Source organism: Limnothrix sp. FACHB-881 (genome assembly GCF_014698135.1).
In the GTDB taxonomy this organism is placed as follows: domain Bacteria; phylum Cyanobacteriota; class Cyanobacteriia; order CACIAM-69d; family CACIAM-69d; genus CACIAM-69d.
In genome coordinates this window covers 166,541-191,783 of sequence record NZ_JACJSN010000003.1, presented here as the reverse complement: position 1 = coordinate 191,783, position 25,243 = coordinate 166,541, and the positions used below count along the sequence as shown (strand labels likewise).

Here is a 25,243-nt window from a genome sequence, read left to right as displayed (position 1 = left end):
TTTGGGGTGGTGTTTGGGTTGCCTCCCTGTCCGCTATTTGCAGAGTGATTTCGACCCCATCTACCCCTGTAGTTAATGCTCATAAACTCATGCTCAGAAAATCCTCAATTCCAAGACCCCTCGGCCAGAGCAGGGCAAAACCTGCCTAGGAGGCACAAGTATCTTGAAAACGCAATATTCCACCGTGCGAGATGCGAGAGCTTATCCCACTCTCCCCTGATAGCTACGAACTCATGTCTAGAAAATATTCATATAAGAAATACATTTTCGAGGCTAAGATGAAGGCCGAAGATTGTTTAGTACAGAGAGATTGGTGAATTGATTCCTCAAGACTTTTTGAGACAAATTGCGAAGGAGCATAGTGTCTCGAATACCGAGCTGGATGTGCTGGCCGCAGCCATCAATGGTGAGCCGATGAATGCCATTGCCCAACGCCTAGGAATCCGCCCAGAAGCGGCCCGTAAGCGCTTGGGTGAAGTGTATAAAAAGTTTCATATTGCTGGTGCTGGGCCAGGAAAATTGGCCAAGCTTCAGCAGATTTTGGTGTCTCAGTATCAAACCCGCCAAACACAAGGGCCGATCGTGGCAATTCCGGTCACCCCCGAAGTGGAAGTGGGCGAGTTGCCGCCGCAGTATGACTGGGGAGAAGCGCCGGATATTTCGGCTTTCTATGGTCGTGCGCAGGAGCTGACTGCCCTGCAAACCTGGATTTCTCAAGATCACTGCCGCGTGGTGGCCTTGCTGGGGATCGCGGGGATCGGTAAGACGGCGTTGGCGGTTCGTTTGGCTCGATCGCTCGAAGAGCAAGACGAGTTTGAGTTCATCATTTGGCGATCGCTCCGCCATGGGGTTTCGCCCCGCGAGGTGATTGGCCGGTTGGTGCAAACCCTGTCTCGCAAGCGCCAAACCTATCTGCCAGACAGTGCCCACAACCGCATTACGTTGTTGATTGACTATCTGCGTCAACACCGCTGCTTGTTGGTGTTGGATGGGGTGGAGTCGGTACTGCGCCAAGGGGATATCTCCGGACAGTACCGCGACGGGTTTGAGGACTATGGTGAATTGCTGCGCCGGGTGGGCGAAGAGTCGCACCAAAGCTGCTTGCTGCTCACCAGTTCCGAAAAGCCCCGTGAGGTGGCTCGCCTAGAGGGCAATACGCTGCCGGTGCGGGTGTCGCAGTTGGGCGCGTTGGGCCCCGATGAAGCGGGTGAAATTTTCCGCGACAAGGGCTTGCAAGAGGAAAAACTCTGGAAGGAGTTGATTGATTTGTATCGGGGAAACCCGCTCACCTTGAAGATTGCTTCGACCACGATTCAAGAACTGTTTGGCGGTCGGGTGTCGGAGTTTTTGAAGCAATCGACCCTGGTGTTTGGGGATATTCGCGATTTGTTGCAACGCCAGTTTGATCGCCTGTCGGATATTGAACGGGCGATTGTTTATTGGTTGGCGATCGAACAGCAACCTCTGTCTTTGAGCCAACTGCGCGACAAAATTTCGATTCCGTTCTCGCAACCGGAATTAATCGAAGCGTTGGAATCCCTGGGCCGGCGATCGCTGATTGAGCGTGGCGCGGCCGGTGGGGCCATGTTTGGCTTGCAACCGGTGGTCTTGGAATATGTGACCCAAGAGTTTACCGATCGAGCTTGCTATGAATTGCAAGACCTGTTGCGCACGCAAAAGATCGATCGCCTGGATCTGTTCCGTACCCATGCCCTCGAAGCCTCTGAGGGTAAAGACACGGGGCCGATTCTGCCGGCCGTTAAGGATCGGCTGCGGAAGCTGATTCGCAACGATCGCCAGCTTGAAGGTCAGCTCGATCGGGTGTTGGCCGTTTTGCAAGCCAAGTTCCCCCTCGAAGTGGGCTATGCCACCAGCAATGTCCAAAGCGTTTTGGATTCGTTGCGGTTGGATCTGCCTCCGGTTGAAGCCTAGGGGCCATTGTCATCGGCTGGCGCGAGGCTGAAACGATTAAGTTCTGGTGCGCCAGTCGCTGTAATTAAGGACTTGAAGTCCCTTCAGACCGTTGATTAACCTTCACCTCCCTTCTCCTCCGTTTGCTTGGAGCGTTGGGGGGTGAATTTTTTGATCGTGACTGGGAATGGGCCCTTTGACCAACGCTCAGGAGGCCGCCCCGGTTTGACCGTAGCCCGCTTGGCCGTAATAGGCGCTGTAATCCATATGTAAGCGAGGATTCAGCAAATCTGAGACCGGGTGATTTTGCCGCAGATGTTCCTCCACAATCCTGGACACATCCGCTGGCTCGACCCGGGCATACCAAGTTTCATCGGGCACAATTCGCACACTGGGGCCTAAATGGCACTGGCCATGGCAATCGCTGGCGGTGACGGTGACCCCCGCTGGCAAGGCGGCGCTCTGGAAAGCAGCCAACACCGCTCCCGATCGATTGCGGTAGCAGTGAACGTTTTGGCAAATCAGGATCGATCGCCCATTTTCCCCTGCACCCAACTCGGCCGCAGGCTGGTTTTGGGACTGGAGTTCAGAATCAGCGGCGTTGGTCATAGCGGTAGCCGGGGTGTGCTTGGGTGTGCTTGGTGTGGATTTGGGTGTGGATTTGGGTGTGGATTGGGGCGCAGAGTGTGTCACGGGCGGCTTTCGAGGGTGTGGAATGAATGGGGTCAGAAGTCTGGCCAGGAGTCGAGACCGCCATTTCTCTGATTATGATGGTTCAGAGGCGAGTCGGAGGCGAAGGCAACCCCCATGGGCGATCGGACGGCCATCCCTTGGCTGTATCTGTGGCAAGAAACCCGGCAAGGCCTGCGACGGGGCGGCTGGATGAACTGGGCCGCCGTGGGTACGGTGGCGGTGTCCTTGTTTTTGTTTGGCATTAGCTTGCAGGGCACTTGGTATCTCGATCGGGCCCTGGCCAAACTGGGGAGCCAGCTCGAAATTTGCGTGTATTTGCAACCCGGGGCCCAAACCGCCGCCGTTGCCCGATCGATCGCCCAGCTCGAAGGCGTGGTGGCCGTGCAAGTGATTCCGAAAGATCAGGCCTGGCAAGACCTGGTTCGGGATTTGGGCATTTCGGATATTGCCCGCGCCACCCAACAGTTGGAAGGCAACCCCCTCACCGACGAGCTAAAAGCCCAAGCAGCCCAGGCCGAGCTGACTCCCCAACTGGCGGCCACCATTGCCCAATTGCCCGGCGTAGATGCGGCCCGGTACGCGGCGGAAGTGGTGGTGCGGCTGCGGGAACTGGATTGGGGGCTGAAGGTGGTGGCCACGGGCACGATCGTCCTGTTGGTTTCCGCCGCGATCGCCACGATCATCACCGCCATTCGGTTGGTGGTGGCCGCCCGTCGTCAAGAAATTGAAATTGCTCAACTGGTGGGGGCAACCCCTGTGTGGATCTATCTGCCCTTTATTCTCCAAGGGGCCGTTTTTGGAGTCCAGGGAGCCTCGATCGCCAGTTTGGCCGTCATGGCCTTGCAACAGTCCCTCGGCTCCTTGCTGAACAGCCGCTTGGGATTGGTGCAACTGCTGGCCCGAGACTTGCCCCTCACGGGTTCTGACTTGCTATTGTTGCTTTCGATTTTGGTAGGGTTTGGCTGTTCCGTGGGCCTCTTGGGCAGCTACGTGGCCGTGCGTCGCACCACCAGCGACTTGGCCATCAGGGGCGCGGAGTTTGAGGTTTAGTCCGAAATTTCGATCGACCCCAAGCAGCAAAACCGTTGATTAACCCCAATTCCGAAACTCAGGTCTGAGGAGGCTTGTTTGATGTTGCTTTCACACCGCTTGGCCCCCTTGGGGTCTTTTGCTCGGGTGCGCCATTGGCTCGATCGCGCGTTGGTGGGTTGCTTGGCTGGGGCGATCGCCCTAACGCTATGGTTTGTTGGCCCCAATGCCGCCTGGGCCTTGGGTGGCCCTCAGCCGGCCTTGAATGCCCCGGCTCCCGATTTCACCCTGCCCAGCAACAGCGGTGATGGCATGATTTCGCTGCAAAATTACCGAGGTCAGTGGGTGGTGTTGTATTTCTATCCCAAGGATTTCACCTCTGGCTGCACGATCGAGGCCCAGCGGTTCCAGCGCGACTTGCCCCAATATCAAGCCCGTAACACCCAAATTTTGGGAGTCAGCGCCGATGATGTGGACAGCCACGCGGAATTCTGTGATGCGGAGGGATTGCGTTTTCCCCTGTTGGCAGACACCGACGGGGCCGTCAGCCGGGCCTATGGTTCCTGGATGAATCCCATGTCCATGCGCCATACCTATCTGATCGACCCGGAAGGGATGCTGCGCGATCGATTCTTGAAGGTGCGGCCGGTGGTTCACAGCGCGGAAGTGCTGGAACGGCTGGATCAGTTGCAGAAAGTCGGCTGATTGACGGCTGGGGCGATCGAAGTAGGGTGGAATTGGCCGAATTCATAGATTGAATTCATCAATTGAATTCATAACCTTGAGCTGAGGAGTTGCGATCGCGGTGGCTGTTCCCTCTTGTTCCCTGTCGATCATGGTGGCCCGCACGGACTTGCCATTCATGATGCACACCATTCCGCACCTGGTTCGGAGTTGCAACTTTCCCTTTGTGGAGCGGGTGCTGTTTGTGGATACGGCTCCCCTGTCTGGCGATAAGGTGCAGCGGCCGGGCCTGGGGACGATCGAGCAATTGCGGGCCGCCTGCCAAGAACTGCTCGATCGCGGCATTGTCGATCGGCTCGCAGACATGGACTATGGCCAACGGCCCCAGGTTTACCGCAAGCACTTCGGTTGGCCCCTGCCCCACACCCACAACTGGAAGGGCTACCCCATTTTTGGCAGTCTCTACGCCCTCGAAGCGATCGCGGGTGACTACCTGCTGCACTTCGACAGCGACATGATGCTTTATCAAAAGCCCGGCCATGATTGGATTTCCGAAGGGGTGGAACTGCTCAAGGCTCGGCCCGATGTGATGTCTGTGCGGCCACTGACGGGGCCGCCGGCCGATGCCATGCATCAGGTCAAACCCTTCACCCAAGACCCCGATGGGTTTTATCGCTTCAAATTTTTCAGCAGCCGCGCCTTTTTGATCGATCGCCGCAGGTTTGACCAACTCTTGCCCTGGCCCATTTTGTGGCATCGATCGCCCCGGCCCTGGTTCGATCAGCTCCCCACCGCCCTGCGCACCGCTCTGTATGGAACCACCGGGCGCGGTCGCCTAGACTCCTGGGAATTAATGGTTTCCAAGCGGCTGGAACTGGGCCCCTGGTGGCGGGCGGTGCTGCCGTCCACCGATGCTTGGACGGTGCATCCCAACCTCCGATCGCCCGAATTTTTAGCCGCCCTGCCGCAAATTCTGGCCAAAATCGAACAGGGTTGGTATCCCCCGGAACAGGCAGGCCAATATGACTTGCAGATTCAGCCCTGGTTGGCGGCCTTGGCTACCGAGAATTAGCCACCGGAATTGGCTCGATCGCCCCGGTAGTCAGTTCTTGAAGCGTATTGTCCGGGCCGGACTTTCGGAACCAAGCCTTATCATTAGGCTCAGGTGTGGTGTGAACAAACTTGAAGGAGTGTCATGCTGGCTAAGAGTCCTTCCGTTGCCAGCCGGGCCGGGCGATCGACCTCCCGTCGAAGCCTCGGGCCTGCCGTTATCAGCAACCTGAATGCGGACTTTGTTAAACGACTGTTTGACATCGTTTTTTCCCTGTTTGTACTGACTGTTTTTTCGCCGCTGTATCTGCTGCTGATTGCCCTTGTGGCCTTCAGTTCGCCCGGCCCCGTTTTTTATACCCAAAGTCGCGTCGGCAAAAACTTTCGCCGTTTTCGGTGCATCAAATTTCGCACCATGGTGGTGAACGCCGATGAAATGCTAGCCGCCATGATTGCCAAAGATCCCGCCTTGCAGGCCGAATATGCCGCCACCTGCAAGCTCAAGCGCGACCCCCGCATCACCTGGATTGGTCGCTTTTTGCGGGTGACCAGCTTGGACGAATTCCCCCAGTTTTTAAATGTATTGCTGGGGGATATGAGTGTGGTGGGGCCGCGGCCGTTGGTTCCCGAAGAATTGCCCATGTATGGTCGTCACATCCATAAGGTGCTGACCGTGAAGCCGGGAATTACTGGACTATGGCAAGTGTCGGGACGCAACGATATTCCCTACGATCGCCGCATTTCGATCGATGTGTACTATGCCAGCGCTCGGAACCTTTGGCTTGATATTTGGATCGTGTTAAAGACCCTCTGGGTGGTGGTGGCCACCAAGGAGAACGGCGCTTACTAGGCCCTAGCGTCCTCGATCCATCAGCAATGACCCGCAACGATCGCCCGCAACGATGCCCTGCGGTTGGTGGCGGCCTTGCTCGATCGTCATGGATAATGGCGACGGTTCGATCGCGCTTGGGTTGCGGTGCTGTTCTCCCTTCAGGTTCGATCGCCCAGCCCAGACGATCCCAACCTCCCTTCAGTCGTAAACCCTGTCCCTAATGACGCAACCCAAGCGCGCCCTAATCACCGGCATTACCGGCCAAGACGGCTCCTATCTGTCGGAACTGCTGCTCCAAAAGGGCTATGAAGTTCACGGCATCATCCGCCGCACCTCCACCTTCAACACCGATCGGATCGATCACCTCTACGAAGATCCCCACAACGAAGGTGTGCGGCTGTTTCTGCACTACGGCGATCTGTGCGACGGCTCCACCCTCCGCCGGATCCTCGACAAAATTCAGCCCCACGAAGTCTATAACCTGGGGGCCCAGTCCCATGTGCGGGTGAGCTTTGACGAGCCGGAATATACCGTGGATGCCGTAGGGCTGGGAACCTTGCGGATTTTGGAGGCCTTGCGCGAAACCCAACAACGCACCGGCCAAGAAATTCGCTATTACCAAGCTGGCTCTTCCGAAATGTTCGGCAAGGTGCTGGAGGTTCCCCAAAAGGAAACAACCCCGTTTTATCCCCGCAGTCCCTACGCCTGCGCCAAGGTCTATGCCCATTGGCAAACGGTGAACTACCGCGAGTCCTACGGGCTGTTTGCCTGCAATGGCATTTTGTTTAATCACGAGTCGCCCCGCCGGGGTGAAACCTTCGTGACCCGCAAGATTACGCGGGCCCTGTCGCGAATTTTGGCCGGAACCCAAAAGAAAATCTTTATGGGTAATCTCGATTCCAAGCGCGATTGGGGCTATGCCAAGGACTATGTGCGGGCCATGTGGCTGATGTTGCAGCAGGAACAACCCGATGACTATGTGGTGGCCACCAATGAAACCCACTCGATCCGGGAGTTTTTGGATGTGGCCTTTGGCTATGTGAATTTGGACTGGCAGCAGTTTGTGGAGTTTGACCCGCGCTACTTGCGGCCGGCTGAAGTGGATCTGTTGATTGGGGATGCGGGCCGGGCGAAGGAAAAGCTGGGCTGGGAACCGTCGGTGACCTTTGAGGAATTGGTCAAGATCATGGTGGATGCGGATCTGCGGGCGATCGGGCTGGAGCCGCCCGGAGAAGGGGAGGCCCTGATGCATCGAGAAGCGGCCACCGTGCGCCAGGATTCACCGATTACGGTGGACTTGGGTGGCTGATGCGTGAAAACCAGGGGGCTTTGGCCCAAGCACCCCAATCATCAGTCCAATCATCAGTCGTGGGGGCAAGGGGCTTTAGCTCCTTGTCCGTGTTTGTCTGCGTTTGTCTGCGTTGATCGCTGGGGCACACAGGGTGGCTAGTTGCGGCTGCTCAGAGACCTGCTCAAGCTTCCCGATCGAGCCGCAACTCGTGAATATTCCAGAATGCACCGCCGAGGGCATTCACCTTTAGCCCTTGGATTGTGTTCCGCACGGCCACCAAAGAATAGGGCGTGATTAGGTGGATGAAGGGAAGATATTGCTGGGTTAACTGCTGGGTGCGGGCATAAAGGGCGCGGCGCTTGGTTTCATCTAGCTCCTGGGAGGCTTGGGCATAGAGGCGATCGATCTCCAATTCCCAAGGGGCAAATTCCTGGCCCACCAGTTGCTTGCCGGGATCCGGCGTTTGGTTAAAGGCATGGAGCCGGCCCGTGACCCGCCACACATTGGAACCGCCGTGGGGTTCAACACCGCCGGTAAACCCCAGCAAATGGCATTCCCAATCCAAACTATCGGAGAGTTTGGAAACCAAGCTGCCAAAGGCGATCGGCTGAAGATCAACCTTCATTCCCAGTTTGGCCAGGTCTTGGGCGATTTGTGCACCCATGGCTTCGCGAATTTTGTTGCCTGCGTTGGTGATCAGGGTGAAGCGCACTCGGTTGCCGGCCGCGTCGAATAATTCACCATTGCGATTTTGGAAGCCGGCCTCGGTCAGCAGTTGGCGCGATCGCTCCGGGTTGAAACCATAGGTCAGCAGCCCCTGTTCCGGCGAGAGGTAATAGGGGCTTTGGCTGGCGATCGGGGAATGTTGCAGTTGCCCCAGCCCCCGAAAGATGCTGTCGATCATGGTTTGGCGATCGATCCCGTGGGCCACCGCCTGCCGAAATCGCAAATCATTAAACCAAGCAGACTTGACCGGATCAACGAGAGGTTTGCCGTCCCGTTGGCCTTTGTTCAAGTTGAAGCAGATGAACGAAGTGGTCAAGGTGGGGCCAGCGTTGTAAATCGTGAAGTTGCCGCGTTTTTCCTCCCGCTTCAGCAGGGAAAAATAGTCGGCGGTGACGCTGATCGAGTCCAAACCGCCCGATCGAAATTGCAAGAGGGAGGTGTCTTGGGATTCCACAATTTGCCAAACCCACTCTTCGATGTAGGGCTGGGGCGCATTGTTTGGCCCCTTGCGCCAATAGTGGGGATTGCGCTCAAACACCAGCCGTTGACTGGTGACATATTCCTTGAGTCGGTAGGGGCCATTGCCAACAATTTGGCTGGGCGGAGTGTCCACGCCCCAAGTGGTCAAAAATTGCGGCCGGCCGTCGGTTCCCTTGGTTTTGAGAGTGGGGCGCAGGCGATGGGCGGGCAAAATGCCCACGCCCAAACTCCGCAAAAAGGGAGCAAAGGGTTCCGGAACGCTGAATTCCACCTGGAGCGGGCCCAGCATTTTCACTTGGGGCAGCGCATTGCTTTGGCCCACCCGCAACACGTCTCGAATACCCGTGGGAATTGCTTCATTGAAGAAGACTTCATTGAAGGTGAAGGACACATCATCGGCAGTGAGGGGCGCACCGTCCGACCAACGCAACCCCGATCGCAGGGTGACAACGATCCGCTGGCCGTTGTTGCTCATTTCCCAGCCTGCGGCCAGGGCCGGTTCCACCTTGCCGGTTTCTGGATCTTCTTCCACCAGGCCTTCGTAGGTGATGCCGAAAATGTTGGGCGATTCTTCGTTAATGGCGTAGTTGAAGGTTTTGGGTTCGCTGAGGATGCTGGTGACCAGTTGTGATCGCCCGCCACCGCCCGTGCTGCCCGATCGCTCACAACCCCCGATCGCCGCGATCGACAGTCCCCCCAAGGCCCACAGCAACCGCCGCCGAGTTAGCCCCACCGTCCAATCCGTTAACGTTGCCATGTTCCTTGTTGCTTTGTTCTGGATCCGAACCGCTGCCTAACCTTGATGCAATGGCCTAGATGCAATGGCCTATGAAACGGCGGCTTCGGGTTTGGCAAAAATCATCCGCCCGGCGGAAGTTTGCAGGGCGCTGGTGACCACCACCCGCAATTCACCGCCCAAATAGGAGTTGCCATCTTCAACCACCACCATCGTCCCATCGCTGAGATAGCCCACCCCTTGGGCCGGTTCCTTGCCTTCCCGAACAATTTTTAGCTCAATGCTGTCGCCGGGCAGGTAGGCGGGGCGCAGGGCATCGGCCAGGTCATTGACATTCAAGACCGGGACGTTTTGCACCGTGGCCACCTTATTCAGGTTGTAGTCCGTGGTCAGCAGTGCGCCGTTGATTTCTTGGGCCAGTCGCACCAGTTTGGCATCGACGGTGGTGATGTCTTCGTAGTCGGCGGAATGGATCGTGAGTCGATCGGGATAGGCCTCACGCATTTGCTGCAAAATATCCAGACCCCGCCGCCCGCGCGATCGCTTTTGGTCGCTGGCGGAATCGGCAATGCGCTGCAATTCCTGCAACACAAATTGGGGCACAATCAAGCGCCCTTCAATGAATTTGGTTTCCAGCAGGGCCGTCAGCCGGCCGTCAATGATGCAACTGGTGTCCACCACCTTGGCGGCGGCCGGAGCCAGGGTTCCTTCACTGACCAGGATGGATTCAACGCTGTTGGGGTTAATTAACCGCAGGAACGATCGCCCGTGGGTGTCGGCCAACGATACGCCCGTGACCGCAAACAGCACACTGCCCAACACCGCCACGAGGGGTTTGATGAAGGCCAGCTCCCAAGGAAACGGCAGCAGATACAAAGGAGCCAACATCAAGTTGGCCATCAACAGCCCCAACACCACCCCACCCGATCGGGTCAGCAGCCGATCGGGGGGCATTTGGCGCACCTGGTTTTCAATGCGTCGGTAGGTGGTTTGGCAAGCCAGTCCCAGCACCAAGCCAATCAGGGCCCCAAAACCACCCGTGGCAAAGCTGAGACCTTCGCGGTTGGTGACTTGGGCCAGGGTTTGGGCGGGCAAAAAGTCAATGCCGAAAAAGCCAATGCCCGCACCGGCGATCAGAAATGAAAGGATAATTACGGTGTCAATCATGGTCATCGATCGAGTGGACGATCGCCCGAGTCATCGCGACCATTGCTCAGAGCATTGCTTGCAGGCGGTGGATGCAGGAACGATCGCGGTGGCTAATTCCAGGCTCTTCGGTGGGTGGGGGCTGAGTCGAATTGGGATTGGTCGCGGTGGTTGCTTCTGATCGGTCGCCCAGGGGCGGCGATTCAGAACGATTGCGCCCAATTCTTGACAGAATTTGATGAGTATTATAGCCCCGTGGCTTGGTGGCTTTGGCTGAAACCCAGGGCGGTTAACCGATCGAGCCAGCAAATCGAGCTAGCGAATCGAGCCAGCAAATCGGGCCAGCAAATCAAACGAGCTAAGGCACGCGATCGCGCCAGCCGATTTCCACAAGCCGATCGAGCTAACCGGCAACAGCGACCCAAAACACCGACCCGAAACGCCGACAGAATCCCATGAGTCATCCCGTCGCCCTGGCCCCGCCCCGGGCCGCCTATTTGCACATTCCCTTTTGTCGGCGGCGTTGCTTTTATTGCGATTTCCCCATTTCCGTGGTGGGGGAGTTCAAAACCTTCCGCGATCGCCCCGACCAACCACCGGAACCCGCCACAGGTCGCAACAGCCCCCAAATCATTGAATACTTGGCAGCCTTGGAGCGGGAAATCACCCTTGGGGCCGATCGCGCCGCCGCAGACCAACCACCCTTGGAAACCGTCTTTTTTGGGGGCGGCACGCCGTCCCTGCTGGCCCCCGAACAGGTCGATCGGCTCTTGCAACTGCTCGATCGCCGCTTTGGGTTGGCTTCCCAAGTGGAAATTTCCATGGAACTCGATCCGGGCACGTTCGATCGCGCCTGGTTGGCGGGCTTTTTGGCGGCTGGGGTCAACCGCATTAGCCTGGGGGTGCAAGCCTTTCAGTCGGAATTGTTAGCCGCCTGCGGCCGATCGCATGGAGTCCAAGATATTGAACAGGCTGTGGCCCTTTTGCAGGCGGCGAGGGTCAAAAATTGGAGCCTAGATCTGATCTCGGGATTACCCAATCAGTCGATCGACCAGTGGCAAGCGTCCCTCGATCGGGCTGTGGCCTGTGGCCCGGCGCACCTGTCGGTTTATGACCTGATCATTGAGCCGCAAACCGTGTTCGATCGACGCTACCAACCGGGCGATCGGCCCCTACCCTCCGATGAACAAACGGCTCAAATGTATCGGATGGCTTCCCAAACCCTCCAGGCAGCGGGTTTTCAGCACTACGAAGTTTCCAACTATGCCCAGTCGGGCTTTCAGTGTCGCCACAACCGCACCTACTGGGAAAATCGCCCCTACTACGGTTTTGGGATGGGAGCCACCAGCTACGTGGCCGGGCAGCGCTTTGGCCGGCCCCGCACCCGAGCTGCTTACTACGATTGGCTGAACAACGGCGCAATTGAACCACCCGCTTCACCTCAATCTGCGCCCGATCGATTGGCAGAAACGCTGATGTTGGGGTTGCGGTTGGCGGAGGGTTTGGCCTTGGAACCCCTGCGCCGAGAATTTGGCACGGTTTGGGTCGATCGGGTGTTGCAATGCCTCGATCGATTTGTGGCGGAGGGTTGGGTGGTGCGATCGGGCGATCGGCTTGCTCTTGCAGAACCGGATGGTCTGCTATTTTCTAACAGCATTCTGGCGGAAATTTTCAGCACCTTGGAACAGGAACCCTCGCAATGACTCATTTACCTAAACATGACCAAATGTATGCTTCAACCATCGAAGCACTTAAGCTTCTGGGTGGTTCTGGCACGATTCAAGAAATTTATGATCAAGTTTGCGAACTCGAAGGATTCACGGAAGAACAACAAAATATTCTTCATAAAAATGGGCCACAAACTTTAATTGCTTATCGATTGGCTTGGACAAGAACGTATCTTAAAAACTATGGCGCAATTGAAAGCAATGAGCGGGGAAATTGGTCACTCACTGCCACTGGATGGCAGCTCACGCCAGTCACTATCAACCGAACTATGATTAATTCAGCTTCCAAAAAGCGAGTGAATCATCATGCTGCTCAAGACCAGTTAGTCACTGAATCAGACATGGAAAGTTTTGATGAACTGGTCGGTGATACTCAAGCGCCTGCTCTTCTTTTGAACTCAGATCAATGGATTGAAAAATTACTGGAAGTATTACAAAGTCTTTCCCCGGATGCCTTTGAGCGTTTGTGTCAGCGAATTTTACGAGAATCTGGATTTACGAAGGTTCAAGTTACAGGGCGAAAAGGGGATGGAGGAATTGATGGCGTTGGTGTTTTGAAAATCGCGCTCCTCAGCTTTCAGGTTTTCTTCCAGTGCAAACGATATAAAGGTTCTGTTGGCCCTGGTGAAATTCGAGATTTTCGAGGATCCATGATTGGTCGTACCGATAAGGGTTTATTTCTAACAACTGGAACTTTCACTGTTTCTGCTAAGCAGGAAGCAACCCGCGATGGTGCGCCAGCTTTGGATCTAATTGATGGAGAAGAGCTATGTAGGCTATTGGTGAAGCTACAATTGGGTGTGAAAACCAAAACAATTGAAGTGGTAGAAATTAATCAAGATTGGTTTAAAAACCTTTAACTTGATCAAGTTCTTGGCTAAAATTGAACTTTCAACTGGTTAAAACAATGGTTGCTGCTTACTCCTACTTCAGCCCCGAGGAATATCTCAACCTAGAAGCCAATAGCCCCATGCGCCATGAATATCGATCGGGCTTGGTATATGCCATGGCCGGTGGAAGTGATGTTCATGACTTGATCAGCCTAGCGCTGGTGAGCCTGCTGCGATCGCGCCTGAAGGGGCAAGGCTGCTTCGTCCACTCAGGCAACGTGAAAGTGGGGCGAAATCATGATTTTTTCTACTACTCTGATGTGTTCGTTACTTGCGATCCACGCGATCGGGACAATCGATATATGAAGTGCTATCCCTCATTGATTGCTGAAGTGCTATCCCCTTCCACGGAGCGGTTCGATCGGGGAGCTAAATTTGAAGACTATCAGCAACTAGAAACCCTAAAAACTTATCTTTTAATTGCCCAAGATCAAATGCAAGTGGAAGTGCGCCAGAAAAATTCATTCGGCATCTGGGAAACGGAGAAATTTGGCCCAGCCGATCGATTCCAAATAGTTGGCTGGAATTTGGAAATTTCGGTGCTGGACTTATACGAAGATGTGCAATTTCTTGGCATCTGAGGCCATTTTCGCCGTGATCGTCATTTCCGAACGCTTCCTGGCTCGTCGGACAGCGGCGAACCAGGAAAAGTCCGGTTGAGGGTGACCCGGCTAGGCGATTAGGTTTTTGAGGGATTGGTGAATTTCCTGGGTGACGGATTGCAGGGTGGCGCGGCGATTGGCTTTGTAGTCCGCTGCGCGATCGCTCACCCAAATTGGGTCAGCAACCCGTAACCAAACCGCTTGTTTGCCCAGTTGCGGGGGCTTGCTGGTGTCGTCTCCCTGAATCCAGGTGGTGACGCGCCACAAAATCAGTAGGGTTTCGGCAAACCGTTCGGCGGTGGGTTTTTCGCGCACATAGCGGCCCGTGACGGCGGTGAACCGTTCCACGAGGCGCATGTGTTGCATTCGGATGGTGGCTTCGGCGGCCACCCAGTTGGCCAAACCGCGCTCCACTGGGCAGCGCGATCGCCCATCATCGCAGTAGATCCGATCCCAGCCGGCCTGTTCCAACCGCCGGCAACGCTCTTCAACCGTGCCAGTGTTGGTTACGCCAAAATAGGCTTCCCCCACCCGCAATGCCGTATCCAAGAGATTTTTCAGCCGTTGGCCCATGCGTTCGTTGGGGTCGGGCAAGTCCACGATCGGGAGGGTTTGTTGATAGAAGGTTTGATAAAACTGCTCCACCAAGTCCAGGAGCCGATCGCCCAACAGGTATAACCGCAAGTAGCGACCTTCTTCGGGGCTGGTGGGGGCGGTAGTTTTCAGGGGATTCGTGAGGCCAAGGCTGGTTTCGATCGTGTCGATGAGCCGATCGATCTCGGCCCAAGGGGGCGAAAGGTAGGTGTATTGAATCCCGATCGGGACAATGGCCACCCGCTCCGATCGCCCGGCCGATCGCAAATCCTCCACCGTCCAAAAGGCCATTTGGGCCACGCCCGGCTCCAGGGGGCTAACCACTTCGCTGTGGCTGTTGGTTGCGCCTTCCGGGGCCGCCGCCAATGGAAACCGCCCGTTCAGCAACAGATCGCGAGCCGTTTTTAGCCCGGGGCGATCGAGCTTGCCCCGCTGCATTGACGTGCCCCCCAAGTGGGAAAACATCCAGGCCACCGCATCCCCCGCCCAAAGGGGAATGCCCCGATCGTAAATAAAGTGCGTGTGCGGCCAATCCGGAAGCCGAATGCCCCGATCGCGCGCTACCTGGGGCACTGCCTCCCACAGCAAGTGGGACATCACGAACGGGTCATTGGTGCTGGGATGCCGAAAAGCCAAAATAAAGCGGAGTTTGCCCGCCTGGAAGTCGCGAAACAGTTCCGCCAACGTTTCAGCATTTTCCGTATGGAGTTTTGCGATGCCCTGTTGGCGAATCAACCAAGGAAAGATCCAACGCGCCAACCGATGCACCCAAGGGGTGTAGTTGGGCGGAATGAATTCCAGAGTGGGCTGAATGCCGGAAGCGGATGCGGCGGGCATAGGGTTAATCAACAGTTGGTAGAGTGGTTACGAGCAATCAACGGCCACCAAAGCCGCCTTGGCCTTGCCCAGTGGGGTTCAAGGCTTTGGAATCAACAGCATAGGCCCGATCGCCCCAGCACAATCGCCATCGGGTGTCTGTATTTTGGCCGGTTGTGCCCAAGGAAAACACGATTGGTGACCGCCTGGCCAGTTGTCTATTCAGGAGCGTGGGGATGAGCGAAGCAGCGGTGCGACCGGCCAAAATTACGCGAGTGTTGCCCGGATCAATTGCCCAAGAGGTGGGGTTTGAAGTGGGCGATCGGTTGGTGGCCATCAATGGCCAAAAACCCCGAGATTTGATTGATTACAACTTCCTCTGTGCCGATGAGGTGTTGGAGTTGGAAGTGCTGGATCAGCACGATCGCACCCACCTGGTTGAAATTGAAAAGGACTATGACGACGAGTTGGGCTTGGAATTTGAAGCGGCCCTGTTTGATGGTCTGATTCAGTGCAATAACCGCTGTCCCTTTTGTTTTATTGATCAACAGCCGCCCGGTAAGCGTGCATCGCTTTATTACAAAGATGATGATTATCGGTTGAGTTTTCTCTATGGCTCCTATCTCACCCTCACCAATTTGACGCAGCGGGAATGGGATCGCATCGAGCGGCTGCGGTTGTCGCCTTTGTTTGTTTCGGTGCATTCCACGGAGCCAGAGGTGCGATCGCGCCTGCTGAAAAATTCTCGGGCGGGCGAGATCATGAACCAGTTAGCTTGGTTTCGCGATCGGCGCTTGCAAATCCATGCTCAAGTGGTGCTCTGCCCTGGCATTAATGACGGGGTGCATTTGGAGCGAACCATTCATGATTTAGCCGGCTTTTATGGATCGCCTGCGGGCCAAGCCGGGCCCAGTCGGCGGGCTATGCCGGCCCTGGCTGACCAAGCCGCGATCGGGGGTGGCTGGGCCATTTCCGAAAATGTGACGCTGTTGGCGGGGCGATCGCCTGGGGCCGATTTGGGGGCGATCGAATCTGAGCGCGATCGGGTGGCGGTGATCGATCGCCTCGACGGTTCAGAAGCGGCAGAGTCGGATCTGTCTGACCCAAATGTTTTTGACCCAAATGCGTTCGATCCAGATGTTTTCGATCCAAGTGTGTTCGATCCGCGATCGCAGCCCATGGGCCTAACGGATTGGGATTCAGAGGAGGATCAGGCCGATGGGGATGATCAGTGGGATGAGGCCGATGGGTTCGATCGGGCCGCTTGGGATGATCAACACCCCAACGAGCTAGGTGATGATCTAGATGGCGACCAAGACGAAGTGGAACCCCATCGCCCAACGGTCACCTCCGTGGCGATCGTGCCAGCGGGGCTAACGCAATTCCGCCCGGCCGATGATGAGCTACAGCCCGTCACCCCCGCCAAAGCCTGCGAAGTTATTGCCCAGGTGCGATCGCTCCAACAAACCTTTCGCCAAACCCTCGGTTCCACGTTCGTTTGGTTAGCCGACGAGTGGTTTCTGATTGCGGGTCAGGATTTGCCGGAAATGGTCGAGTACGAAGATTTTCCGCAAATTGACAACGGCGTGGGTTCCATTCGGCTGTTTGTGGATCAGTTTGAGCGGGCCCTGGCGGCGAACCCGGTGCGTGCAACCCCCTTTCCCCGTCGTCTCACCTGGGTGGTGGGGAACACGGTGGAGCGGCCCTTCAGTGGTTTGGTGCGCCAGCTCAATCAAATTTCGGGGCTAACGGTGCAGTTGGCGGCCCTGAATTCGGACTATTGGGGCCAAACCATGACCGTTACCGGCTTGCTGACGGGCCAGGATTTGGTGCAAAAGTTGGCGGGCCAAGATTTGGGGGATGCGTTGCTGCTGCCGTCGCTGATGTTGCGCCATGGTGAACAGCGCTTTTTGGACGATATGACGGTGCAGGAGGTGAGCGATCGGCTGCAAGTCCCGATCGTGATTGTCACCAGTGCTGAAGCGGTGATTGAACAAGCGGTGGCCGCCGCTTGGCCCCAAGCGATCGCCCCCCAAGCGCCCAGTGATTTGCTGGCGTAGGAGTTTCGGGACTCGGGGGAGCGAGCCGGCCGATTCTGTAGGCCAGCCGCTAGACTAACCAGTATGCTTTTTGAGGCACAACCTCGATTCGATCCTGGGTCGATTCTCAGTTTGATCTCAGTTCGATCGAGTATCCACTGCGCAAGGCCATCCAACCGACGCTGGCAACCCCCACAGGGAGTAATCAATCCCTGAACTTTCGGGCCCCGAACTTTCGGGAGTTGGCAGCGTCTGCTGGTGACGATGCGAGCAATAGGCGAGTAATTGAGTAATTTACGAACTTTGCACCAGTGGCAGCCGTCAAAACAGCCGGTTTTAGGCGTGAGGAGCGAAGCAAGTTTTGGTTATGAAGATTGCCCATCGAGCGATCGCCACGGGTTTAGGGGTTACCGTCGCGTTGTGTTGTCTGTGGGCGGATGCCGCCCGCGCCGAGTCGGTGGAAGCGGATGCGGCCGCCACCTTGGCTGAAGCTGATCATGTCATAGCCGACAAGTCCCCTACTTCGCCACCGGATTCAGCCGCCGCGACTGGTTCGGAATCTGCTGAATCCGCTGAATCGCCTCATTCGCCTGTTAATTCGCTGAATTTGCCGAAGCCAGCTAAACCGGCCAAACCGGCTGTGGGTGTGGTGGCCACCGCAGTTCCGATCGCTGCCGAGCGTCATCAGGAGTTGATCGCCCAAGAATCAGCCAGCCAAGAGCAAGCCAGCCAAGAGCAAGCCAGTCAAGAGCAAGCGCTTGCAGCAGCCTCCCCCAGGGCCGACGCTTTCGAGTCGATCGGGGGAGACTCAGCTCCCGTGGCCCAGGCGAATGATAGTTCCAGTAATCCCGATCCGTTCGGAAATGTGCCCTCAGCGCCTGGTTCCTTGGGCGATCGGCCTGAAGGCAACACAGAAGCGGATGAGCTGGTGATCCAACGGCTGGAATCTGACCCAAACCCGCTGCAATTTCCCACCCTGCCGGAAGAAGTGCGGATCTTGCTGACCCAGCCGATTACCCTTGAGCAGGCCCTAGAAATTGGCCGTCGCAATAACCGAGACCTGCGCCAGGCCTACCTCAGCATCGAAAGCAGCCGGGCCCAACTGCGCCAGGCGATCGCCGCTAACTATCCCCAATTGCGGTTCTCCTCTTCCCTCACGGATTCGCTCACGGCCGGCAGTCGTTTGAATCTGTTGTTGCAAAACCGAACCGCTCGCCGTCTCGGCAATTTTGGGGGCCAGGTAGATATTGACACCCAAGATCAGTTCACCTGGAGCAGCGCTCTGGAACTGAGCTACAACATCTACACTTCGGGACTGCGGCCCGCGAACATTGCCGCCGCCCAAGCCCAGTTGCGAGCCACTGAGTTGTCCCTCGAAGCCACCTTTGAGGATTTGCGACGCGACATCACCGATAGCTACTACCGGCTGCAACAGGAAAACGAGCAGCTCAAAATTGACCAATCGGCGGTCAAGTTTCGGGAGCAAAGCGTGAAGGATGCCCAAGCTTTGGAAAAGGCTGGGTTGGGAACGCGGTTTGAGGTGCTGCAAGCGGAAGTGGAATTGGCCAACGATCGCCAGTTGGTGGTGCAAACGCGCGATCGACAAACCCAGCGCCGCCGAGAACTGGCCCGGCTGTTGAGTTTGCCGGAGGCGATCGATATCCAAACCGCTGACCCGATCGCCAAGGCGGGAGAATGGACGTTGCCCCTCGAAGACAGCATCGTGTTGGCCTATCGCAACCGGGCAGAAATTGAACAGCAACTGGCCCAGCGAGAACTGAACAGCGCCCAACGGCGGGCCCGGTTGTCTCAGTTGGGGCCCCAGCTCAGTGCCTTTGCTCGCTATGAGTTGCTGGATGTGATTCAGCCCGATGACGACTTCAGCTTGGTCAGCGGCTATTCCACGGGCTTACAGTTGCAATGGACGCTGTTTGATGGCGGAGCGGCGCGGGCCCAGGCACGTCAGGAGTCGGTGGCGATCGAGCAGGCCGAAAACGGTGTGGGTCGGGCGCGCGATCGAATTCGGTTTGAAGTGGAAGTGGCCTACTCCAACCTGCAAGCCAACGCTGAAAACATTCAAACTTCCCTCAAGGCGATCGAGTCAGCCCAAGAGGAAGTGCGCTTGGCGCGGCTCCGGTTCCAGGCCGGCGTGGGCACACAGACCGATCGACTCAACGCAGAAACCCGCCTCACCCGGGCGCGGGGTAACGTGCTGATTGCGATTATTGGCTACAACCGCGCGTTGGCCGCCCTCAACCGTGCCGTCAGCAACCTGCCGCCGGGTACGATTCAACCGGTTCCGGAACCGATTCAACTGCCTGAACTGGTTGATGCACCGACGGGCCCTGCTACTCCGTAGGGGGCTTGGTCGGCCCGCGTCTGCATTCCAACGGATCGGGATCGATCGAACTGGAATGGCCTGCTTTGAGCGGTCTTGCGTTTTGGGGGGCGATCGGGCCGAGGTCGGTTTTTTCGACTCTCTGCCACGATTGCTCCTGAGGCACTCGCATTAAACTGGGGTAGCTCAACAAACTGCAACATCTTGCAATGATCTTGCAATCTTTCACCGATTGCCTTTGCTTTCATTGCGTTTGTTGCATCTGTTGCTGCATCTGTTGTGTCCCTTGCTTGCAGCACTGCACCTGTGTTTGGGCGAAGCAGTGGCATTGGTCGTGGTTTTTGCCCCTTCTCGATCGCCCTGCCCACCACACGAGTTCCCAGTTTTCAGCAAAGACCCACAATTCCCCCTGAGCTACGCCCCGTCAGCGAGTCCCTTTCCCAACACCCTATGGGCACTATTCACTTCGTTAACGAAAACAAGGACGTAATCGCCGCCACCGGTTCCAACCTGCGAATCAAGGCGATCGAGAACGGCATTGATATCTATAAGCTGTACGGCAAAATGATGAACTGCGGTGGCTATGGCCAATGTGCCACCTGCGTTGTCGAAATTGTGGAAGGGATAGAAAATTTGTCCGATCGGACGGATTTTGAAAATCGCACCCTTCGCAAGAAGCCCGACAATTACCGTTTGGCTTGCCAGGTGTTGGTGAATGGCCCCGTGAGCGTGCGTACTAAGCCCTAGTATTAATGCCAGTGCTTGTGTAATTTCTAGGCCGAACAGAACTCTAGAACTCGACAATTACCGAAGGTGACAGCGCTTTGTTGTGTTGTTCCTTCGGTTTTTGCGTTGGGAATGGTTGATTGTTCCAACGCAACGGCCCATCTGCCCTGAAACAGTGGCACTTGCAACGGATTCTGTTGTGCAATTGCAATTGAGTAGATTAATCAGGCATGTAGATTGTTTCGGGGGCTAATGATAGGGGGGTGAATTGTCATCCTTCTCGCCGTAAGCAGACAAGCATTCCCGAGTCTCCCGATTTGGGTTTTCTGCTTCATAGCACGCGCTTTCTGAGACTTGCTTTTCGGGTCTTACGGTCACTCCACAGACTGACACCGCTAGCCCAGCGGCCAACTACATTCTAACAAGTCCTAAAGGGCGGGGTTTCAGACTCCGTTTTCAAACGATGAAGCGGCGGAATTTTCTGGGGTTGTTGGGCCTGGGTGCTGGTTCTGCGGTGGCCCTGGACTGGCAAAAAGTTTGGGCAAATCCGGGAACTGCAAGTGCATTGCGCCAGGCGATCGCTGCGAAGTTTCAGCCCATTCCCTTTGCAATTCCTTTGGATTTTGAAGGAGCCTCGATCGCGGAGCAAATTGCCAGCCACTGCACGTTTACGGTGCAGGATAATTTGGTGCTGCCTGAGGGATTTACCTATGACCTGTTGGCGGTTTGGGGCGATCGCCTTGGAAACGGCCATGTGGGCTATAACAACGACTACCTGGGATTTGTGGCCACCGATCGTGATCGGGGAGATTTGGTGGTCAATTTTGAATATGTTTGCGCCAAGCCTTGGTTAGAGGCCTACGAAACGGTGATGGGGCGATCGCTCCCGATCGAGCCGGTGACCCGTGCCCTAGCCCAGGCCGGTGGTCAAGGCCTGGATTGGGGGCAACTGGCCCCCGCAGATCCCCTCCGCGAGGCCCTGCGGCAAATTGCCACCGCCGCTCTGGAAGACTTAGGGATCGGGGTCATCAGTATTCAGCGCGATCGCACTGGGCGCTGGCGGCGGCAACCGTCCCGCCGAGAACGGCGAGTGACAGGCCTTTCGGGACTAACTGACGGGCACTACCTGCAAGCCACGGGCCCCGCCACGGCCATTTTCCGAAAGGCCACCATGCGGGGCTACAACGACCAACTGGGCGATCGAATCATTGGCACCTTTGCCAACTGTGCGGGTGGCACTTCTCCTTGGGGAACGGTTTTCAGCGCCGAAGAAAACTTTCAAGACGTGGTGGTGGAGCCAGTTCACGCGGATGGCAGCTCCTTTGCCCCTGAAACACTCCGATTCAAGATGGACACCGACGACTTCATAGGCTGTGGCAGCCTGTTGGGTCTGGCGGGCAATAAATATGGCTGGATGGTGGAAATTGACCCCAAAAACCCTCAGGACTACGGAACCAAACACACCTGGCTGGGACGGTTTCGCCACGAAGCGGTGGCCCTGCGAGTTGTCCCCGATCGCCCCTTAGCAATCTATTCCGGGTGCGATCGACGGGGTGGCCACATCTACAAATTTGTGAGCCAGGGCCGGGTGCGCAACCCTCAAGACAAACGCAACTCCCAACTGCTTCAGGAAGGAATGCTTTACGCGGCCCAGTTTGATCCCGACGGGACAGGGCGTTGGATCCCCTTAGCCCCGGATACGCCAGTGGATCCGGTTTTGCCCAGCCATTGCGTCGGGGGAATGGTCACCTTGCCCCAGCGGCCGGCGGGTGGCATTACCTGGGTGCGAGATGATGCGGTGGCCCTGGCCTTCAAGGCGAAATTTGCCACCCTCGGAGACCTATATGAAGGCACACCCGCAGAACGCCAAGGCGCAATTTTAATTGATGCCCACTTTGCAGCCAATGCAGCCGGAGCCACTTGCACGGCTCGGCCGGAGGATACGGAATTGGCGGCCGATGGCTCGGTGCTAATTGCCTTCACCTCCGGTTCCACCAACAGCCTGGACGGTGGCCCCGATCGCCGCGTCTTTGTGGGGCCCCAAGGGGAAGGAGCCTATGAGTATGGTTGGGTTGCTCGCCTGGTGGAAACTGATCAGGATCCGGCGGCCCTCACCTTCCGCTGGCAGTTGATCGCCACAGGTGGGGAACCGGCGGCCGGAGGTTTGGGGTTTGCCAATCCCGATAATTTGGCCTTTGACCCGGGGGGTGATCTCTGGATGGTGACGGACATGAGCGGCGATAAACAAAATCGTCCGGTTCCTGCCGATCGCCGCGACTCCCAAGGCCAGCCCCTGAGCCAATCGAATCTCAGGGCTATCTATGGCAACAATTCCCTTTGGTGGTTGCCAACGCGCGGGCCAGCGGCCGGTTTGGCAATTCCCTTTGCCTATGGGCCCATGGAAACGGAACTAACGGGGCCTTGCTTTTTACCCGATCGCGCCACCCTACTGATTTCGGTGCAACACCCTGGCGAATTTGGCGGTACTCGTCGCCAGGATGCCACTCAAGTGGTGGAACTGGCGGTGATGGCCACCGATGGTACGCCTTTTATGCAGCGGCGCACTGTTCCGATTGGCTCCAATTGGCCGGAGGGTCATCGCAACCGACCGCCCCGACCGGGAATTGTGGCCATTCGTCGCGAAGATTTACAGCCCTTTTGCTAGTTGCACCCAATTTTGGGGGGTAGCTCTCCGGTTCGCTTGGATCCAAAAGATGCCAAAAACTTGAGATGCCATCAAATTTGACTGGATTTGATCGAATTCGATCAAGTTCGATCGAATCCTCCTGACCTTCCCGATTACCGATGAAATCAGGGGTTTCAGACCCTCCTTAACCGTAATTTTCGAGAATCTTTTCCAAGACTCGGTTCCGCCTCTTGTCGGTTCGATCTATAATCGCCACAGGAAGTGTACTGACTCAGTAACACTTTCACTGGTATCGGTGTGAGGAAACGCGAATGAAACTGTTCTGGAATGCACTGCGCCTGAGCCCGGCTGCTGCTGGCCTCTCGCTGTTGCTTGCTCAAGGCGCTTTTGCCGGTGAAGCAACGACCCAAACCAATATTGACGCTAGCCCTTCGGCGATCGAGCTTGGCCTGCAAGACGATCTCGCCAGCATGGACCAAGTGACCTCCGTGTCGCAATTGTCCGACGTGCAACCCACTGACTGGGCTTTCCAAGCGCTGCAATCGCTGGTTGAGCGCTATGGTTGCATCGCCGGTTATCCGGACGGCACCTTCAAGGGCAACCGCCCCTTGAGCCGCTACGAGTTTGCCGCCGGTTTGAACGCTTGCCTCGATCGGATCAACGACCTGATCAAGGCCGCTACCGATCCCCTGGCCACCAAGGAAGATCTGCGCAAGCTGCAAAAGCTGCAAGAAGAATTCGCGGCTGAATTGGCTGCCCTGCGCGGTCGCGTGGATGCTCTCGAAGCCCGCACCTCCGAGCTGGAAGCCAACCAATTCTCCACCACCACCAAGCTGACCGGTGAAGTGGTGATGGCCGTGGCTGCTGGCCTGTCGGATATTGTTGGTGATGACGACAACGACGAAGCAGACAACGCCACCTTCTCGCACCGCGTGCGCTTGAACTTCAACACCAGCTTCACTGGTAAGGACTTGCTGCGCACCCGTCTGCAAGTGGGTAACGTGCCTCGTTACTACAGCAGCGAGACCAACATGGCTCGTTTGGCTTGGGAATCGAACACCAGCAACAACTTCATCCTGGATGAGTTGTACTACCGCTTCCCCCTGAACAGCGCCAACACCTGGCGCGCCTTCGTGGGTACGACCGGTCTGGACATCGACGATATCCACTACACCGCCAACCCCCTGTTGGAATCCTCGGCTGATGGCGCTCTGTCGCGCTTCGGTCGCTACAACCCCTTGTTCCGCCAGCCCCAAGGCGCTGGTATCGGTGTGAACTACAAGGGCGAACGTTTCCGCTTTGCCGCCAGCTACCTGGCCAGCGAAGCCAACGATCCCCAAACCGGTGCTGGTTTGTTCGACGGTAGCTACAGCGCTGCTGCGAGCTTGTACTACTCCCCCAGCAAGACTTGGGATATCGGTCTGCTGTATGCCTACGCTTACCACAGCACCGATGCTCGCACCCGTCCGAGCTTGACCGGTGGTACCGGCAGCTTCCTGGGCGACAACCCCTTCCGCGACCCCACCACCGCTCACAACGTGGGCGTGCAAACCACCGCGAAGCTGAGCAAGAACTTCGTGCTGAGCGGCTGGGCCGGCTGGACGTTTGCTAACGCTGAAGACAACGGCGATGGCAACGCTGACCTGTTCAACTGGGCTTTGACCTTCGCGTTCCCCGACCTGTTCAAGGAAGGCAGCGTGGGCGCTCTGATTGTGGGTCAACAGCCTAACCTGTACAACGCCGACAACACTGTTGGTGGCGAAGATGATGACAATTCCTGGCACATCGAAGCTTTGTACAAGTTTGCGGTTAACGACAACATCTCGATCACCCCTGGCGTGATTGTGGTGACCGACCCCAACAACGACAACGACAACGACACTGCTGTGTTGGGTGTGTTGCGGACTGTCTTTAAGTTCTAAGTTGCAACCCCACTGCCGCGTTGAAATGACGGTGTAGTGGCCAATCAAGCTGGGCAGCAATCTCCGATTGACTAGCCCAGCTTATTTAAGGGCAACTTTAGAAACAGTGCTTGGCTGAACCCGTTTGTGGGAGCCGGCACAATCCAAATGAAGCCATTTTCAAAAGAGTAAGTGTTACCCATGCACTTGCTCTTTTGTTTTGGTTGCTTTTCTGGGTGGGGGCGCTTGTGTGGCGCTTCCATTGACGATCGGGATTATGGGGGTGGGGGCGATCGGGATCCTGAAAACTTCAGGGCAGCGCGATCGTTCGGCGTGCCTTTGCCAGGTTTTCAACGGCTTGCGGAGTGCTTGAGGCATAATGGAA

Annotated in this window: 19 protein-coding genes and 1 pseudogene; 15 read left to right on the top strand and 5 right to left on the bottom strand. The window is 56.6% G+C overall.

The annotated features are described in order from the left end of the window. Positions 1 to 336 precede the first annotated feature (336 nt). Entirely contained in the window at positions 337 to 1,932 is a 1,596-nt protein-coding gene (locus H6G52_RS04880; RefSeq protein WP_190526811.1) for an NB-ARC domain-containing protein, read from the top strand. Between the two features lie 186 nt (positions 1,933 to 2,118). Here H6G52_RS04880 and H6G52_RS04875 read toward each other — a convergent pair whose 3' ends face one another. Next, complete coding sequence (locus H6G52_RS04875) at positions 2,119 to 2,520, bottom strand: ferredoxin (protein ID WP_199312166.1); 402 nt, start codon at positions 2,518 to 2,520, stop codon at positions 2,119 to 2,121. Positions 2,521 to 2,718: 198 nt separating this feature from the next. Between H6G52_RS04875 and H6G52_RS04870 the strand changes: the two genes are divergently transcribed. The 5 genes from H6G52_RS04870 (at position 2,719) to gmd (ending at position 7,508) form a co-directional block, all read left to right on the top strand. Then, positions 2,719 to 3,654 (top strand): ABC transporter permease, encoded by a 936-nt coding sequence (locus tag H6G52_RS04870; RefSeq protein WP_190526810.1) that lies wholly within the window; start codon positions 2,719 to 2,721, stop codon positions 3,652 to 3,654. 81 nt (positions 3,655 to 3,735) lie between these two features. After that, positions 3,736 to 4,338, top strand: coding sequence for a peroxiredoxin (locus tag H6G52_RS04865; protein WP_190526809.1), 603 nt, complete (start codon positions 3,736 to 3,738; stop codon positions 4,336 to 4,338). Between the two features lie 100 nt (positions 4,339 to 4,438). Continuing rightward, positions 4,439 to 5,389: a hypothetical protein gene (locus H6G52_RS04860; protein WP_099531603.1), complete on the top strand. Its 951-nt coding sequence runs from the start codon at positions 4,439 to 4,441 to the stop codon at positions 5,387 to 5,389. Positions 5,390 to 5,512: 123 nt separating this feature from the next. Continuing rightward, entirely contained in the window at positions 5,513 to 6,217 is a 705-nt protein-coding gene (locus H6G52_RS04855; protein ID WP_099531602.1) for a sugar transferase, read from the top strand. A gap of 202 nt (positions 6,218 to 6,419) precedes the next feature. Then, a complete protein-coding gene (gene gmd / locus H6G52_RS04850) occupies positions 6,420 to 7,508 on the top strand; it encodes a GDP-mannose 4,6-dehydratase (RefSeq protein WP_099531601.1) in 1,089 nt (362 codons plus the stop codon). A gap of 163 nt (positions 7,509 to 7,671) precedes the next feature. On the opposite strand, the gene H6G52_RS04845 is transcribed toward gmd, so the two are convergent. From H6G52_RS04845 to H6G52_RS04835, 3 genes are all read right to left on the bottom strand, one after another. After that, complete coding sequence (locus H6G52_RS04845; RefSeq protein WP_190526808.1) at positions 7,672 to 9,453, bottom strand: ABC transporter substrate-binding protein; 1,782 nt, start codon at positions 9,451 to 9,453, stop codon at positions 7,672 to 7,674. A gap of 69 nt (positions 9,454 to 9,522) precedes the next feature. After that, a complete protein-coding gene (locus tag H6G52_RS04840) occupies positions 9,523 to 10,599 on the bottom strand; it encodes a PIN/TRAM domain-containing protein (protein ID WP_190355591.1) in 1,077 nt (358 codons plus the stop codon). A 224-nt stretch (positions 10,600 to 10,823) separates the two neighbouring features. Beyond that, positions 10,824 to 11,042, bottom strand: coding sequence for a hypothetical protein (locus tag H6G52_RS04835; RefSeq protein WP_190526806.1), 219 nt, complete (start codon positions 11,040 to 11,042; stop codon positions 10,824 to 10,826). Here H6G52_RS04835 and hemW point away from each other — a divergent pair. From hemW to H6G52_RS04820, 3 genes are read left to right on the top strand one after another with little or no spacing between them, the layout of a single operon-like run. Beyond that, positions 11,034 to 12,281 carry a radical SAM family heme chaperone HemW gene (gene hemW, locus H6G52_RS04830; protein ID WP_190526804.1) on the top strand — a complete coding sequence of 416 codons (1,248 nt, stop codon included), beginning with the start codon at positions 11,034 to 11,036 and terminating at the stop codon, positions 12,279 to 12,281. The genes H6G52_RS04835 and hemW overlap by 9 nt on opposite strands. After that, positions 12,278 to 13,165 carry a restriction endonuclease gene (locus H6G52_RS04825; protein ID WP_190526802.1) on the top strand — a complete coding sequence of 296 codons (888 nt, stop codon included), beginning with the start codon at positions 12,278 to 12,280 and terminating at the stop codon, positions 13,163 to 13,165. Before hemW ends, H6G52_RS04825 begins: the two co-directional genes overlap by 4 nt. Positions 13,166 to 13,212: 47 nt before the next feature. Further along, on the top strand, positions 13,213 to 13,776 hold the full coding sequence (locus H6G52_RS04820) for a Uma2 family endonuclease (RefSeq protein ID WP_190526800.1): 564 nt from the start codon (positions 13,213 to 13,215) through the stop codon (positions 13,774 to 13,776). Positions 13,777 to 13,866: 90 nt separating this feature from the next. On the opposite strand, the gene H6G52_RS04815 is transcribed toward H6G52_RS04820, so the two are convergent. Continuing rightward, entirely contained in the window at positions 13,867 to 15,228 is a 1,362-nt protein-coding gene (locus tag H6G52_RS04815; RefSeq protein WP_190355588.1) for a 1-acyl-sn-glycerol-3-phosphate acyltransferase, read from the bottom strand. A gap of 215 nt (positions 15,229 to 15,443) precedes the next feature. Between H6G52_RS04815 and H6G52_RS19025 the strand changes: the two are divergent. From H6G52_RS19025 to H6G52_RS04785, 6 genes and pseudogenes are all read left to right on the top strand, one after another. Continuing rightward, a pseudogene (locus tag H6G52_RS19025) lies at positions 15,444 to 16,091 on the top strand (PDZ domain-containing protein); the annotation flags it as partial. Between the two features lie 39 nt (positions 16,092 to 16,130). Beyond that, on the top strand, positions 16,131 to 17,267 hold the full coding sequence (locus H6G52_RS19020; RefSeq protein ID WP_190526926.1) for a DUF512 domain-containing protein: 1,137 nt from the start codon (positions 16,131 to 16,133) through the stop codon (positions 17,265 to 17,267). Between the two features lie 346 nt (positions 17,268 to 17,613). After that, entirely contained in the window at positions 17,614 to 19,605 is a 1,992-nt protein-coding gene (locus H6G52_RS04800) for a TolC family protein (RefSeq protein WP_190526798.1), read from the top strand. A 429-nt stretch (positions 19,606 to 20,034) separates the two neighbouring features. Next, on the top strand, positions 20,035 to 20,331 hold the full coding sequence (locus H6G52_RS04795) for a 2Fe-2S iron-sulfur cluster-binding protein (RefSeq protein ID WP_099531595.1): 297 nt from the start codon (positions 20,035 to 20,037) through the stop codon (positions 20,329 to 20,331). Positions 20,332 to 20,773: 442 nt separating this feature from the next. Beyond that, the gene (locus tag H6G52_RS04790) at positions 20,774 to 22,975 is read left to right on the top strand and encodes a PhoX family phosphatase (protein WP_190526796.1); all 2,202 of its coding nucleotides are present in this window, start codon (positions 20,774 to 20,776) and stop codon (positions 22,973 to 22,975) included. A 293-nt stretch (positions 22,976 to 23,268) separates the two neighbouring features. Then, positions 23,269 to 24,879, top strand: coding sequence for an iron uptake porin (locus H6G52_RS04785; protein WP_099531593.1), 1,611 nt, complete (start codon positions 23,269 to 23,271; stop codon positions 24,877 to 24,879). Positions 24,880 to 25,243 lie beyond the last annotated feature (364 nt).

Coding starts and splice junctions, on each gene's coding strand:
- H6G52_RS04875 (WP_199312166.1), bottom strand. CDS start 2,520: ATGACCAACGCCGCTGATTCTGAACTCCAGTCCCAAAACCAGCCTGCG.
- H6G52_RS04870 (WP_190526810.1), top strand. CDS start 2,719: ATGGGCGATCGGACGGCCATCCCTTGGCTGTATCTGTGGCAAGAAACC.
- H6G52_RS04865 (WP_190526809.1), top strand. CDS start 3,736: ATGTTGCTTTCACACCGCTTGGCCCCCTTGGGGTCTTTTGCTCGGGTG.
- H6G52_RS04855 (WP_099531602.1), top strand. CDS start 5,513: ATGCTGGCTAAGAGTCCTTCCGTTGCCAGCCGGGCCGGGCGATCGACC.
- gmd (WP_099531601.1), top strand. CDS start 6,420: ATGACGCAACCCAAGCGCGCCCTAATCACCGGCATTACCGGCCAAGAC.
- H6G52_RS04845 (WP_190526808.1), bottom strand. CDS start 9,453: ATGGCAACGTTAACGGATTGGACGGTGGGGCTAACTCGGCGGCGGTTG.
- H6G52_RS04840 (WP_190355591.1), bottom strand. CDS start 10,599: ATGATTGACACCGTAATTATCCTTTCATTTCTGATCGCCGGTGCGGGC.
- hemW (WP_190526804.1), top strand. CDS start 11,034: ATGAGTCATCCCGTCGCCCTGGCCCCGCCCCGGGCCGCCTATTTGCAC.
- H6G52_RS04835 (WP_190526806.1), bottom strand. CDS start 11,042: ATGACTCATGGGATTCTGTCGGCGTTTCGGGTCGGTGTTTTGGGTCGC.
- H6G52_RS04825 (WP_190526802.1), top strand. CDS start 12,278: ATGACTCATTTACCTAAACATGACCAAATGTATGCTTCAACCATCGAA.
- H6G52_RS04820 (WP_190526800.1), top strand. CDS start 13,213: ATGGTTGCTGCTTACTCCTACTTCAGCCCCGAGGAATATCTCAACCTA.
- H6G52_RS04815 (WP_190355588.1), bottom strand. CDS start 15,228: ATGCCCGCCGCATCCGCTTCCGGCATTCAGCCCACTCTGGAATTCATT.
- H6G52_RS19020 (WP_190526926.1), top strand. CDS start 16,131: ATGCCGGCCCTGGCTGACCAAGCCGCGATCGGGGGTGGCTGGGCCATT.
- H6G52_RS04800 (WP_190526798.1), top strand. CDS start 17,614: ATGAAGATTGCCCATCGAGCGATCGCCACGGGTTTAGGGGTTACCGTC.
- H6G52_RS04795 (WP_099531595.1), top strand. CDS start 20,035: ATGGGCACTATTCACTTCGTTAACGAAAACAAGGACGTAATCGCCGCC.
- H6G52_RS04790 (WP_190526796.1), top strand. CDS start 20,774: ATGAAGCGGCGGAATTTTCTGGGGTTGTTGGGCCTGGGTGCTGGTTCT.
- H6G52_RS04785 (WP_099531593.1), top strand. CDS start 23,269: ATGAAACTGTTCTGGAATGCACTGCGCCTGAGCCCGGCTGCTGCTGGC.